10 protein-coding genes and 1 pseudogene (1 of these 11 only partly in view) are annotated in these 13,531 nt (G+C 62.0%); 4 read left to right on the forward strand and 7 right to left on the reverse strand.

What is annotated here, in order from left to right:
• The first annotated feature begins 2 nt into the window (after positions 1-2).
• Complete coding sequence (locus tag ACZ51H_RS14845; RefSeq protein WP_464803457.1) at positions 3-1,250, forward strand: MgtC/SapB family protein; 1,248 nt, start codon at positions 3-5, stop codon at positions 1,248-1,250.
• A gap of 43 nt (positions 1,251-1,293) precedes the next feature.
• Here ACZ51H_RS14845 and ACZ51H_RS14850 read toward each other — a convergent pair whose 3' ends face one another.
• The gene (locus ACZ51H_RS14850; RefSeq protein WP_460988536.1) at positions 1,294-2,091 is read right to left on the reverse strand and encodes a universal stress protein; all 798 of its coding nucleotides are present in this window, start codon (positions 2,089-2,091) and stop codon (positions 1,294-1,296) included.
• Between the two features lie 348 nt (positions 2,092-2,439).
• On the opposite strand from ACZ51H_RS14850, the gene ACZ51H_RS14855 reads away from it, so the two are divergent.
• Complete coding sequence (locus ACZ51H_RS14855) at positions 2,440-2,646, forward strand: DUF3606 domain-containing protein (protein WP_449469633.1); 207 nt, start codon at positions 2,440-2,442, stop codon at positions 2,644-2,646.
• Positions 2,647-2,825: 179 nt separating this feature from the next.
• Here the strand turns inward: ACZ51H_RS14855 and ACZ51H_RS14860 are convergent, their stop codons facing one another.
• Together ACZ51H_RS14860 and ACZ51H_RS14865 are read right to left on the reverse strand one after the other, a co-directional pair.
• Complete coding sequence (locus ACZ51H_RS14860) at positions 2,826-4,919, reverse strand: hybrid sensor histidine kinase/response regulator (RefSeq protein ID WP_464803458.1); 2,094 nt, start codon at positions 4,917-4,919, stop codon at positions 2,826-2,828.
• Entirely contained in the window at positions 4,912-6,414 is a 1,503-nt protein-coding gene (locus tag ACZ51H_RS14865; protein ID WP_464803459.1) for an ATPase domain-containing protein, read from the reverse strand. Before ACZ51H_RS14865 ends, ACZ51H_RS14860 begins: the two co-directional genes overlap by 8 nt.
• A 301-nt stretch (positions 6,415-6,715) precedes the next feature.
• Here ACZ51H_RS14865 and ACZ51H_RS14870 point away from each other — a divergent pair.
• A pseudogene (locus tag ACZ51H_RS14870) lies at positions 6,716-7,106 on the forward strand (nuclear transport factor 2 family protein).
• 43 nt (positions 7,107-7,149) lie between these two features.
• Here ACZ51H_RS14870 and htpG read toward each other — a convergent pair.
• The gene (gene htpG / locus ACZ51H_RS14875; RefSeq protein WP_464803460.1) at positions 7,150-9,030 is read right to left on the reverse strand and encodes a molecular chaperone HtpG; all 1,881 of its coding nucleotides are present in this window, start codon (positions 9,028-9,030) and stop codon (positions 7,150-7,152) included.
• Between the two features lie 188 nt (positions 9,031-9,218).
• On the opposite strand from htpG, the gene ACZ51H_RS14880 reads away from it, so the two are divergent.
• On the forward strand, positions 9,219-10,154 hold the full coding sequence (locus ACZ51H_RS14880) for a hypothetical protein (protein WP_464803461.1): 936 nt from the start codon (positions 9,219-9,221) through the stop codon (positions 10,152-10,154).
• A 421-nt stretch (positions 10,155-10,575) separates the two neighbouring features.
• Here the strand turns inward: ACZ51H_RS14880 and ACZ51H_RS14885 are convergent, their stop codons facing one another.
• The 3 genes from ACZ51H_RS14885 to ACZ51H_RS14895 all read right to left on the reverse strand — a co-directional run.
• A complete protein-coding gene (locus ACZ51H_RS14885) occupies positions 10,576-11,781 on the reverse strand; it encodes a replication initiator protein A (protein ID WP_464803462.1) in 1,206 nt (401 codons plus the stop codon).
• Positions 11,782-11,992: 211 nt separating this feature from the next.
• Positions 11,993-13,084, reverse strand: coding sequence for a ParB/RepB/Spo0J family partition protein (locus ACZ51H_RS14890; protein WP_464795622.1), 1,092 nt, complete (start codon positions 13,082-13,084; stop codon positions 11,993-11,995).
• Between the two features lie 212 nt (positions 13,085-13,296).
• Positions 13,297-13,531: the 3' portion of an AAA family ATPase gene (locus ACZ51H_RS14895; RefSeq protein WP_449469649.1), read on the reverse strand. 962 nt of this gene lie beyond the right edge of the window; only the last 235 of its 1,197 coding nucleotides appear in the window; its start codon lies beyond the right edge, outside the window — the gene reads right to left on this strand; the stop codon is at positions 13,297-13,299.

Genomic DNA, 13,531 nt, shown 5'->3' on the forward strand with positions numbered 1-13,531 from the left:
CCATGTTCAATATCGCTCACCCCTATCTTTCCCTGATCGCATCGATCGCAGTGGGCCTGCTTGTAGGGATGGAGCGCGGCTGGACACAGCGGAACTTCGGCAAGGGTCGACGGGTCGCGGGCTTTCGCACCTTCGGGCTGATCGGGTTGCTTGGGGGGCTCGGCGGCCTTGCCCCCGACATGGTCGCCGCTGCCCTGGGCCTGGGCGTCGCGGCCGTGCTGACGGTCGGCTACAGCCGAAGCGCCGATCAGGATCATCTGTCCGCAACCACAACGCTGGCGGGCCTGCTGACCTTCGGCGCGGGTTTCTGCGCCACGCGCCTCTCCCCTGCCCTGGGCCTGGCCACAGGTGCGGCGATCTTTGCGATCTTGAGCTCACGGCAATCGATGCACGCTTTGCTCCGGGGAATGGATGAGAGCGAGATTGAGGGTGTGTCCCGCTTCCTGCTGGTGTCTCTCGTCATCCTGCCGCTACTGCCAGATGCCTCGTACGGCCCTTACGACGCCTGGAACCCCCGGAAAATCTGGATGGTGGTCGTCTTCGTGATGGGACTTTCCTTCGCCGGCTATGCTATCTCCAGGCGCTTCGGCCGCGATCGCGGTGTCTTGCTGGTCGCGCTTACCGGGGCCATCGTGTCGTCCACCGCCGTCACCGCCGATTATGCCAGGCGGCTCCGCGACGAACCCGATGGCCGAGGATTGCTGACGGCAGGCATTGCGGTCGCATCAATAGTGATGTTCGTCAGGGTGCAGTTGGTGGCGCTTGTCCTCGTTCCCCGCGCGCTGCCGTCTCTGGCACTGACAATGGCTCCGGCAGCGCTTGTAGCTGTCGCCTTCGCCCTGACCGCATGGCGTGCCCACGGCAAGGGCGGCAACGGAGCCGCAGTCGCCAATCCCCTGGGCTTTACCCCCGCGCTCCTGCTGGCTGCCCTCGTCGCGGGATTGTCGCTCGCCGCGCGTTGGGCATTGGAACATTTTGGGCAGCAGGGCATGGCGGTAGTCCTCACCCTCACCGGCATATCGGACGTCGATGCAGCCGTGATGACGATGGCGGGGCTCCCCCAACATGCGATCGACGATCAAACCGCTGGCTTCGTACTGGGCGGCGCGGTTCTGGCCAACACTCTGGCCAAAGCCGTCATGACGGTGGGCATCGGTTGGGGCCACGGCGGCTTGAGAGCCGCAATACCGCTGTTCGCCGCTCTTGCAGCGGCGGCGGCGAGCCTTGCCGCCTGGATCGCGATCGGCTGACTTTCACGCCACGCGCAACATAGGATGGAGCGCTGGCACCAGCTCAGTGGCCGAGTATCAGAGGCCGTTTACTGCGGGTAAGCAGACGCCGTGTCACGCCACCGAATGTTTCCATGATCCTTCCGCGGCCATAGGCGCCCATGATAATATAATCCGCCCTCCATTGTTCGGCCTCTTCCTCGATTATCGCGTCCGCAGGATGAAGGCGATCGTTGAGAACCCGAATGCTCGCGTGCACATTGTGACGCGAGAGATATCGGGCAGCGTCACTAGGTTCAGCCTGAATCGAGCCGTCCTTTATGGTCAGCACTTCGACTTCCTCCGCCAGCGCAAGCAAAGGCGTGCAGGCTCGCATCGTTGCGATGCATGAAGGATGGCCATCCCAAGCGAGCAATGCCCGTTTGATGCTGAAGCCATTGACCTCCTGTGGCACGGCTAGCACCGGGACCCGGGCGTGCATCAGGACTTGGCCGACGATCGTCCGCATGTCTGGAAGGGGATAACTGTCCAATTGCCGATTGAGGACGACGATGTCCGCAAGCGCGGCTTCCTTCAGGAGGCAGCTTGCTATCTCCCCTGTGATGTCGACCCAGTCCCAACTCACATCCTCTTTGGCGAGGCGAGCGCTGATCTTTGTCTTGTTCCGGGCTTCGCTCTGGCGCTCATCAAGCATGACAGCGGTTTCGCCAAAACCTGCATAAAGATCGCCGGCTATGACCGGAAATGGCGTGACATCGATGCATTGAAGATGGCCGCCGAGGGCACGGGTCAAATCCAGTGCCGCTTGCAGTCGAGCTTCCTGACCCTCATCATCATGTACCAGGAGAAGAATATTCTTCATCATAGCCTCCTCGACAAAGGCATCAGGTTAAGGCGCGTCATCTATAGCAGGTATGGGGAAACATACTTAGAAGCGGCAGCGTCGCCTTTTCTTGCGTCATAAATCGGGCGCCTGCTCCTTTTGTTGACCCAAGGGGAGCCCCGCCGCCGACTTGTCCTCAGCCGCGATGAATCCCTGCCGCATAATGCAGGTTATGGACTTTACCAGTGGTACTGGAACATCATCCTGCCGCGCTCGCTCTTACCAGAGAGAGTAGAGCACCAGCGCCAATAGCTGCACCGAGGCCAGGCTTTCGGAACACCACCGCGCGTTCGAAAGCCGCAGCTCTCGTTAGGAAAATAGATCGCCATGTCCACGATAGGTCCGCAACCTCAAGTCGAGAGCACATCCCCGCCCGTTCCCCGCGACCTGAAACATGTGTCGCTGAAGGAGGATATGGAGGTGCAATATTGGTCTCAGCGTTTTCAGACATCTCGGCGCCAATTGGAGGAAGCGGTGGAAAAGGTCGGCCATAGCGTTAATGCGGTAGCCGACTATATCGGTCGAAACCGCTGACGTGCCATGAACCGCATCGACCCGCCACTGCCCCGTAACACAAGACGGGCGGATCGCCTTGAATTGGCGATTTTTCCCGCCGATAGCCGACATGCCTGCTTCTACAAAGCCCTGCCCCGATCAGGTAGACGTCCCAGCCGCTCATTAGTCGCAGACGGGGCATTCCCGGAGTTGACGGGCTAGCTTTCCAGCATTTCGCGGATGCGAGCGGAGAGCATTTCGATCTGAAATGGCTTGGTGATCATCTGCATGTTGTTGGATAGGAAGCCGCCCCGCACGGCGGCCCCTTCCGCATAGCCCGTCACAAACAGGATGGGCAGGTCGGGCAAATGCGCTCGCGCGATTTCCGCCAATTGCCGCCCGTTCATTCCCGGCAAGCCAACATCGGAGATCAGAAGGTCGAAACGCCGCCCGGACTCCAATATGCGCACCGCCTGCTGTCCGTCGGCGGCCTCGGTCGCCTTGTAGCCCAATTCCTCAAGCACATCGCGCACGAGGAGCCGGACGGAGTCATCATCCTCGACCAGTAGCACCGACTGGCCGTCGCCATGATGAATGGCAGCATGTTCGACGGATTCGGTTTCAACTTGTTGTTCCGCGACCGGCAGGAATATCCTGACCACCGTCCCTTCGCCCACCGTCGAATTGATGCGCACCAGGCCATTCGACTGCTTGGCGAAACCATAGACCATCGACAGGCCGAGACCCGTGCCCTGCCCGATCGGTTTGGTCGTGAAGAAGGGATCGAACACCTTGTCCAGTGTGTCGTCATCGATGCCGACGCCGGTGTCAGACACCCCAACCATGATATAGCGGCCCGGCGTGATGCCTGGATTGCGCGCGCAACACTCCGCATCCAGCTCCACCTCTTCACATGACAGCGTCAGTCGGCCGCCGTCAGGCATCGCGTCGCGGGCATTGATCGCAAGGTTGATGATCGCGCTTTCCAGCTGATTGGCGTCCACCAGCGCCGTCGGCAACGGGGGGGAGGAAAGGATTTCCACCTCGATCGATTCATTCATGGTGCGGCGGAGCAGGTCCTCCAGCGAATGAATGAGCTTGCAGACGTCGGTGGGGCGGCTGTCGAGCGATTGCCGCCGGGAAAAGGCGAGTAATCGGGACGTCAGCGCCGCCGCGCGCTGCGCCGACGTGCTGGCGGCATCCATGAAGCGATCAAGGTCGTCCAGTCGGCCACTGGAAATCCGACGCTTCAGGATGTCGATGGCTCCAATGATGCCCGTCAGCATATTGTTGAAGTCATGCGCGATCCCGCCGGTCAATTGACCGACCGCCTCCATCTTCTGCGCCTGGCGCAACGCTTCCTCGGCCCGGGCGCGTTCTTCCGCCTCGGCTTCCAATCGCAGCAGCGCCTCCCGCAATTCGCGCGTGCGGGCATCAACCTCCTGCTCCAGCCGCTGGGCCGCCTCCGCGAGCGCCTGCTGGCTCCTCTTCTGCTCGTCTATATCGACAATCACTGAAATCGAGCCGGTGACCCGTGAGCTGCCGGGGTCGAGTAACGGCACGCCGCTTACCCGGGTCCAGACCGAAGGACCTTCTGTCGGGTGATGCAGAAACTCGATCCCCCGCACCTGTTCGCCCTTCAGAGCGCGCATCGTCGCGAAGCGATCCCGCGTGATACGGCTTCCATCCTCTTCATAGCCTTCCCACCGGTCCTCCCCGTCAGGCAGCCGGGCGGGGATGTCTCCGCTGGGCAGGAAGCGGCGGAATGCGGGGTTGGAAAGCAGTGTGCTGCCGTCGGTGTTTATGAACGCGACGCCGACCGGAAGATTTTCGAGCAATGTATTGAGGCGGCCGCGTTCTGCATCGATGGCCGCGAACTGGTCGCGGATCTGCAATTGCTTCTGCCGGGCCCTTATGCCCGACGCGACAGCGCTGATCAGTGATTCCCCGCTGACCGGGCGTTCCAGCAGGATGACGCTGAGCGCGTTATCGGGCAGTCGGCGTCTTATGGCCTCACTGGAAGCAAAGCGGCCTGCCTGCCGTCCGGCGAGCAGTATGAAGGGAATGTCCGACCAGGCAGGCTGCGCATCCAGCGCGCGGTGCAAGGGGCCAAGGTCGGTGAACAACGCTTCTTCCGTGACCAGCGCGACGCCCGTCTGCTCATCGATCGCGTCTGCCACTTCGGTCAAGGTGGGGCAGATTTGGACCCGATGCCCCTCCCCCCGCAGCAGCCGCGTCACGCTGTCCGCGTCGCTGCCATAGGGTGCGCTGACGATGACCCGGAGGGTTGAGGATGTCGCGGCCTTATGCACGGCCGTCGCGATCCTCCATCAGTGGTGTAGAGGCTCCCAGATATTCCGGCGTTCCGGTCAACACGCCCCTGAAATCAGAGAGCGGCGCACCGACCCGAACGCCATGGGCGTCGATCCTGAATTCGCGGATGGAGTCTTCATGCGCGCCGCTGCGGTGCTTGATGACCGACAATGCCTTCCGGATGCGCCCCTCTGCCTCGAAAAAGCGCAGTAGGATGACGATGTCCGCGATGTAGGACACATTCAGCTCATCGGTTCGCATCGACCCGAAGAAACCCTGCTGTGGGTTGACAAGCAAGGTCACGACGCCCCGGTGGCTGAGATAAGACAGAAGTTCGTGCAATTGCAGGATCAGCTGCTGTTCCTGAGGCATGGCGGCCAGATAGCCGTTGAGGCTGTCGATCAGGATGATGCGTGAATTACGCTCCTCCACTTCCTGCCTGACCATGGCGGCGAATTCGCCGGGCGCGACCTCTGCCGGATCGATCTGGCGGATGATAAGGCGGCCGTCGTCCATCAAAGCCTGTAGATCCGTTCCGAACAATCGCGCCCGGGTAATGAGCGTTCCGATGCGCTCATCAAATTCGTATATCACCGCATTTTCGCCGCGTTCGCAGGCGGCGATGACATATTGCAGGGCCAGCGTCGTTTTGCCTGCCCCCGCCGGACCAGTGATAAGCGTGCTGGTACCGCGTTGGGGACCGCCGTCCAGGATGGCGTCGAGCTCCGGAACCTTGCTGGCAACCGGTTCGCCGACGAACGGCGCGTGATGGTCGGAAGCGATGAGGCGGGGGAATATGTCGATGCCGCCCTTGCGGATGATCATGTCGTGATAACCGGCGACGAAATCGACGCCGCGCATCTTCTGGATTTGCATGCGCCGCCGCGCCGCGCCGAAATCAAGCGTCAGCCGTTCCAGCGTTATCACTCCATGGCAAAGGCTGTGCAGGTGATTGTCGCGGATACCCGCGCCGCCCGTCAGGTCGTCCACGAGCAGAACCGTGGTGTCGATCTGCGCGAAAAATTGTTTGAGGAACAGAAGCTGGCGCCGGTAGCGGAGCGGGTCCTGCGCCAGAAGCCGCAATTCGGACAGGCTGTCGAACACGATGCGACGGGGTTTCAACCGTTGCACCTCTTCCCGGATCAGTTCGATGGTGCCGCCCAGTTCCATTTCCCAGCTGTGTAGGATCGATTGGTCCCGTCCTATGCCCAGCACTGAATCGGCAGAAGCAAGTTCGAAGAGGTTGACGTTGTTCAGGTCCCAGCCGTGCGAGGCAGCGACGACCGATAATTCTTCGCTGGTTTCCGACAGCGTCACGTAGAGGACCGGCTCGCCCGCCGCCACGCCTTCAAGCAGGAATTGGAGCGCGAGCGTCGTCTTTCCCGATCCGGGAGCGCCTTCGAGGAGATATAGTCTTTGGGCAGGCAGACCTCCGCCCAACACCAGATCGAGCCCTGAATTGCCCGTCGAAACGCGATCAAAAATTCCTGTCATTCAACCATGCCTCCGTCAGCACGGCCGTCAGCATATCGATCAAAGTCAGAAAATCTATCGCCTGCCAAGGCAGGATCAGACGCACCGCACCGCAAAATCATCAAGCTATAACGCCGCAATATCCTGGCGGTTGCATCTTCATTGCAATGGCTTAACGACCGGGCGCATCGTGGGGCGCAGAAATTGCCTCGGTGCCATCGGGGTGGGTGTCGGCCAAATTCACTCCGCGCTGCTTCCTTGCAGCGGCTACGGGGCTGGATCATAGGCGGCTGACACGAGTAGCGCTGATCGGAATAAAAGAGTGACCCAATCCTGCGACCTTGCGATCCGAATGCGGCGGGCGGCATTCAACCGTGCGTTGGCGGAGATGGACCTGAGCGCGATAGGCCCCCTGCTGTCACCCGCCGCGATACTGGTGACCGGCAGTGATAGCGGGGTGATCAGCGGCCGGAAGGCGCAGCTGATGGCATGGAAGCGCGAGTTCGCGTCGGCCGAGCGCACCATCTATGTCCGGATGCCCACTAGCATCACCATCTCGCCGATCGAACCGATCGCGATGGAACATGGGCGAATGGAAGGGTGTGGCAGCGGACGCGCAGGAGCCGACCGCGTCCGGCATCTACAGTGCGAAATGGCGCAAGCTTCGGGACGAGTGGCTGATCGAGGCGGAAATCTTCGTGACGCTCGCCTAATGTTGGTTGGCCCGGCGGACAAGGCCGGGCCAGCCGAAAGTCGTCAGTCTAGCGCCTTCGCCATGATCCGGCCAAGCCGTTCGGCAAAGGCGCGCGGATCGGTGGGCAATTCGCCATCGGCAATCCGGGCCTCGTCCAATAGCAGCCAGGCGGCATCTTCGCGCAGGCTATTATCGTCCTGGAGGTTGCTCAGCCGGACGATCAGGCTGTGGCGCGGGTTGAGTTCTAGCACAGGAGCCGAAGCCCCGCCGCCGCGACCGGCGGCCGCCAGCAGCTTTTCCAGCTGGCGATCCATGCCATGTTCGGCCGCGACGAGGCAGACCGGGCTTTCGGTCAGCCGCTCGGACACGCGGACGTCGGACAGCTGATCCTTCAACAAATCCTTGGCGAAGTCGATGAAGCTGCTGACTTCCTCCGACGCAGCGGGCGCGGCCGTCTCGCCCTCGGTCAGAGGCACGAGGCTGAGGTCGGCAAGGCCCTGCGTCACCGATTTAAAGGGCTTGCCATCAAAATCGACGCCAGCGGTGACCCAGAAGCTGTCCACCTGATCGGTTAGCAGCAGCACCTCGATACCGCGCGCGCGGAACCCTTCCAGCTGGGGCGACGAAGCGAGGCGGTCAAGATCGGAGCCTGTGGCGTAATAGATCGCCGTCTGGTTCTCCTTCATGCCCTCGGCATAGTCTTTGAGCGAGCGCCAGCTGTCGCTCGACGCGGTGGATTTGAAGCGGGCGAGGCCGAGCAATTGCTCGCGGCGGGCGAAGTCCTCGTACAGCCCTTCTTTCAGCACCGCGCCGAAATTGTCCCAGAATTTGATATAGGCTTCGCCATCGTTGGCGGAGAGCTTTTCAAGTTCGGTGAGGATGCGGTTGCTGACGCCTTTCTGGATCGCCGCCAGAACGGGGCTTTGCTGGATCATCTCGCGCGACACGTTGAGCGGCAGGTCGCTGGAGTCCACCAGGCCGCGTACGAAGCGCAGGTAGCGCGGCAATATCTCGGCCTCGTCGGTGATGAAGACGCGGCGGACGTAGAGCTTCATGCGGCCGGCGCGATCGGGATCGAACAGGTCGAACGGCTTCATTTCGGGGATGAAGGCCAGCACGGAATATTCATGCAGACCCTCGGCCCGATAGTGCAGCGTCAGCGCGGGCTGGTCGAACTGACCGGCGACGCTGCGGTAGAAATCGGTATATTCCTCCGCGCTGATCTCGCTCTTGGGCTTGGTCCAGAGCGCCGCGCCATCCGCGATCTGCTCGGGTTCGGCATCGGGCTTCTCCTTGAGAAAGATCGGCACGGGCACATGGCCGGACTGATCCTTGATGATCTGCTGGACGCGATAGCGTTCGGTATAGGACGCGGCGTCTTCCTTCAGCTGCAGGATGACGCGGGTGCCGTGATCCGGCGCCTCGGCTGTTTCGGCGGGCTGGACGGTATAGGTGCCAAGGCCATCCGACGACCAGCGCGCCGCCTGGTCGGAGCCTGCGCGGCGGGACAGGACGTCGACGCGATCGGCGACCATGAAGGCGGAATAGAAGCCGACGCCGAATTGGCCGATCAACTGCGTACCTTCCGCGTCCTTGGCGCTGGCGACGCGTTCCATGAATGCCTTCGTGCCCGAACGGGCGATGGTGCCGAGCGCTTCGACAAGCTCGGCCTCGCTCATGCCGATGCCATTATCCTCGATCATGAGCTGACGGGCGTCGGGATCGAGCGTCACCGTCACTTGCGGGCTGCCGCCAGCGGCGAGCGCGGGATCGCTCAGGCTTTCATAGCGCAGCTTTTCGCAGGCGTCGGCGGCGTTGGAGATGAGTTCGCGCAGGAACACATCCTTGTCCGAATAGACCGAGTGCACCATCAGGTGCAGCAATTTGGCTACGTCAGCTTCGAAGGAACGGGTTTCAGGAGCAGCGTCGGTCGGGTTCGTCATGGCGTTTCTTTCATGCCCTCCAATGAATTTGGCCGCCGGACAGATGGCGCGGGGAGCGGCGGGTTTCAAGCTGGATTGGGGTTCAATTCATGAAGGAGAAGGTGAATTAATCGCGTTTGGAACGGGGAAAAGCATGTGTAACCAACATATATGTTTGGTTACATCACATATGTTGATATAGCCCGGAAATGCTGGATTTTTCATCGTCTTCGGAGCAGGCCTTTCTTTTGCTGGGGAGGCTCGATGGGCGGCTTGCCAACAGTCCGGCCACCGACATCTGGCTTGCCCGGTCGCGCCTTAAAGGTGCCGCGGCGCTGGCCAGTATCGCGTCGGTGCCCATTTCCGTCGGAGATTTGCAGGACTGGATTTGCGGGCGGACGCCCCCACCCCGCCATAGCGAGGGGCTGAACGACCCCTTGTCGATCGCGGCGCTGGTTCATTTCGTGCTTTCGGCGAGCGAGGGCGAGCGTGATCCGATCGCGCGGGCGACGCTGAACATATCACGCCAGCTGCTGGACGACAGGAAAGAGGCGGAAATCTGGGCATCAGACGATCTGGTGCGCTTCGGCCCGGCCTGGCGGGCGGTTCAGGCGGTTGTGGAGGCCCCCTACCCTTCAACGGGCGTGGAAGAGGTGGCGGAGCGGCTCATCGCGGCGCGGGAGGGGCTGGCGGCGCCCATGAGCGAGGGGCAATTGCTGACGACGGCGGATGGACGGCGGCTGCACATCGATCCCCGTCGGACAGATTTGGGATGGGTGGTGGCGGCGCACATCCCGGCGGCGCTCGAAGCGTGCAGGTTGACGACACGGCGACTGCCTTCCTTCGTGGATCTGCCCCGATTTCCCAGCACGGATATAAGGACGCTGACGGGGCAGCTGATCGAAATGATCGGGCGACAGGCGGCGCAAGGGTTGGCGGAACTTAACCGGCTTGAAATGCGGCTCAAAAAGCTTCCCGAAGGGCTGCCAGTGACGAAGCGGAGCAAGGCGCCCCTGCTGATGCGGTTGGAACTGGCCTATCCAGGTTTGAGCAAGGTGGCGATCGCGCGCCTGCTCGGCATCTCCCATCAAGGAGCGACCAAATTGGTGTCGCAGCTCGCTTCTTCTCTTCCTTCCAAAAACTAGAAGAATCTCCTTCTGGTTATAGGGTTTAGTAGAAAGTTAGAGAGTTAAGCCTGCGTGGGATGCGGCAAAAGTGGCGGGGATAGGCGAGTCGGGCGAACCGGGCTGTTCCCGAAAGGTCGGGCTTTCGTTCCTGGAGTGTCGAGGCTGGTGTTCCTGATGTGTCGGGGAAACGTTCCTGAAGGAGCGTTGGCCGTTCCCGGAGTGTCGACGGTGCCCGGATAAGGTGGGGATTTCAGCAGGGATTGAATCAGTTGCATTGGTCGGCCGCTCAATGTCGTTCAAAAGCTGTGGATGAAATGAAGTTGGCAGTAGCTTCGGGAAATCAGGCGCCGAACGCACTGTAGAGCAACCGACACTTCGGGAACGCTTATGCGCTAACGACCAAAGCCGGAATGACGAGGGGGCCTTTTGGGCCGAAACGTCAAAGGCGGTGACGGTTCTTTTCATGAAAACGGCGCACGAAGCCGATGAAGGCCTTTTGGTAGTTGACCGGCGTGCGCGTCGGGTCAGCGTCGAGCCAGTTGCGGAAATCCTGATGGAGGGACTGATAGTCCCAACCTGGACATTCGGTGCGCAGCGTGGCGAGGGTTGCGTCGGTGAGTTCGCCAGCGGTCGCGCGGGAGGAAAGGCTGGTGACCGTGCGGCGGATGACATCCCCGGCGTCGAGAAAGGGTTGCGGGTCGGGTGCCGGACTCTTGCTGGGGGACGCTTTCGCGCCGGTCAGAGCCGCGACCTTGGGTGGGATGCCCATTTTCGCAGTCGGGGCGTCGTTTGAGGCGCGTGGGGCTTCGGCCGACCGGCGGCTCATGCGTAGCGATGGCTCGCGCTTACCCTGGGGCTGTTCCAGCAATAATGTGTAGCCGGGCAATGGGTCGCGTTCGGCGATCTTGGCGATCTCGAACTTGAAGCGGCGATAGGCGCCTTCTGCCCCTGACTTTTCGAACAGGGTTGGCATGGAGATGGAGAAGCCCCCCTCCCCTGCCCCGCCAGCATGTTTGCGCGCGACCTTGTACAGCCAGCGTTCGCGCCCGCCCGTCAGGTCGAAATAGGCGCGATCGATAGACAGGACACCGCCCTGCATCAATACGCCTTCGTAGAACCAGTTGCTAAGTTCAATCGTCATGCCGCGCGAGCGTTCGGTGCGTTCATCGACAAGCTGGGTCCAGCCATCGAGCCAGCTGAAGGTCGCTTCGCGGCGGTTTTCGGCGCGGATGTTGGTCTTGATCGTGGTGGACACCAGACGGTCGAGCGACTGGCCGAGCAATTCATAGGCGCGGCCGGTGGTCGGACGATGGATGGCGCGCAGCAGGTCATAAGGCATGAGGTGCAGTTTGCGCGGAACGTCATTGATGCCGCGCCGGGCCATGTCGGCCAGAACCGAGGCGCAATAGATGAGGATGTCGGCATCCCAGATGGTCGCCATGCCGTAATCGGGATTGGCGGACACATGGACCCAGGCTTTGCCGTCGGGGGAGGTGTAATCGATCGGCTTGACGCGCTTCGACTTGGCGAGGCTGAAGAAGGGGCGCTCCATCATCTCGCGCTGGTCGCGCAGCGGCATGTCCGCGATATAGGGAAGGAACAGCTCGAACTGGTCGGTAAGCTCGGCCTTGCCGGTGCGCGTCATGGGCGGCTCCTTGGCAAGGGCAGGGTGGCGAGGGTGTTTCCCCGGGGAAACGGGGATGGAACCAGGGCGAAAGAATGAAGTCTGCGGGAGGAGAGGGGAGGGTGATCCGATCTGGACCTGTCCTGTTTCCCCGGGGAAACAACGCGCGACCCAAGGGCGGGCAAGATGCCCGTCCCCTGTGTCGCGATGATGTTGTGCCCCCCCGAGCCTGTCACTGCTGTAGACCCATTCCCTGCCGCTCAAGATGTTCGAGCGTGTCGCGGAGCGCGGTCGCCAGCGTGGCCATGTCCGCCCCCGAGCCTGCGTGGAAGCGGATGGTGATGCCCTGGCGGTTGACCGACTGCACGGTGAGGGCAGGGCGGCCGTAGCGCGTGGTCCAGGTGAAGGGCTCTTCCTTCGGTTCCGACACGGCTACGCGCGGCGCGTCGAGCAGGCGCTTCAATACTTCGGCAGCGGGGAGGGGCGGTGCGCCCGCGTAACGGCGTTCCCGTTGTGTCGTGATGAGCCGCGCGGCCTCTGCATTGATGGCCGGGGCAGCAGCAGGATCATCCAACGCTTGTGCCAGCGGATAGGCGGGCTTTAGCTGGACGTCGCCAGGCGAAGGGAAGGCGTCGATGATGTAGTCAGGAATGCCCGCAACCTTGATCATCTTACTGAGCCAGCCCTTGGAGAGCTTTAGCCGTTCGGCCATGCGTGTGAGGTGGCTGCCATAATGGGCGCCCAGCGCTTCGGCATAGTTGCGCGCGCGCTCAAGATCGGTGACGTCCTTGCGCGCGCGGTTTTCGAGGTCCGCGAGGCGGAAGGCCGCTTCATCGTCCAACTGGGCGACCTGCGCCACGAACATCATGTCGGGATAGCTGTGCGCCCGCAACCAACTGATCGAGAAATGGCGGCGCGTGCCCGCGATCACTTCATAATCATGGTCCGGATCGCCTTCGACACGGCGGATGACGGCAGGCACTTTTTGCCCGCCCTCCGCGATGATTGAGTCGATCAGTTCGCGGCAATTGTCCTCAGTCAGATGGGAGTAAAGCCGGGCGTTGCCGCGCCAGATACGAACCTTTGCTGGATCGAGCAGCAATTGCGTGACCTGCCGCACCTCGCCCGAGGCGAGCCGGGCAAGCGCTGTTTCGCGGCCGAGCAGTGTCGCGCCGCGCGCGCGTTCGGGGCGAGCCGGGGCAGGGGAGGGGGACGACGTTTCGGCCTGGGCAACAGGCGGGCTGTCGGCCGCTGGAACGGGGGCGGGACTTTCCGCCTCGTCTGACAAAAGGGCTGCCAGATAATCCGATTGCTTACGCGCCATGGGCTTGTCCTCCGATTCGCGGGGAACATATGGTGAACATGTCTGTGTAGGACAGCTTTGATTTTTGTTCGCGCAGAGGCGCAGAGGCGCAGAGAGGGTGTGCGAGAGTCCCTTGTTCGACGCAGGTGACAGCGCCAAGCTGAGGCCTTGCATCGGCAAATTTGCCTGCGGCGCTGTGCGTGCCCTCCGCATCTCCGCGTCTCCGCGTGAAATTAAGCCGCATTGACGATGTCCTCCTCACGCGCGGGGGCGACGCGGCCCCAGCTTTGGCGGACGAGCGCTTCGATCTGGCCCATGGCTTCGTCGAGATTGGCGCGGCACCGCTTGTGGGTGCGCGGCGTGCCGATCGGCTTTTCCAGCTCGTACACGGTCATCATGCGCAGCGCCGCATGGCTGATTTCCGCGCTGTCGAGGATGGGCACGGGGAGGAGGGCAGGGCCGAAACTC

The sequence above is a fragment of the Sphingobium sp. TomMM15 genome (assembly GCF_055397045.1).

Excerpts from the sequence above, each read along its gene's own strand:
- ACZ51H_RS14845 (WP_464803457.1), top strand. The coding sequence starts at position 3 with ATGTTCAATATCGCTCACCCCTATCTTTCCCTGATCGCATCGATCGCA.
- ACZ51H_RS14850 (WP_460988536.1), bottom strand. The coding sequence starts at position 2,091 with ATGAAGAATATTCTTCTCCTGGTACATGATGATGAGGGTCAGGAAGCT.
- ACZ51H_RS14855 (WP_449469633.1), top strand. The coding sequence starts at position 2,440 with ATGTCCACGATAGGTCCGCAACCTCAAGTCGAGAGCACATCCCCGCCC.
- ACZ51H_RS14865 (WP_464803459.1), bottom strand. The coding sequence starts at position 6,414 with ATGACAGGAATTTTTGATCGCGTTTCGACGGGCAATTCAGGGCTCGAT.
- htpG (WP_464803460.1), bottom strand. The coding sequence starts at position 9,030 with ATGACGAACCCGACCGACGCTGCTCCTGAAACCCGTTCCTTCGAAGCT.
- ACZ51H_RS14880 (WP_464803461.1), top strand. The coding sequence starts at position 9,219 with ATGCTGGATTTTTCATCGTCTTCGGAGCAGGCCTTTCTTTTGCTGGGG.
- ACZ51H_RS14885 (WP_464803462.1), bottom strand. The coding sequence starts at position 11,781 with ATGACGCGCACCGGCAAGGCCGAGCTTACCGACCAGTTCGAGCTGTTC.
- ACZ51H_RS14890 (WP_464795622.1), bottom strand. The coding sequence starts at position 13,084 with ATGGCGCGTAAGCAATCGGATTATCTGGCAGCCCTTTTGTCAGACGAG.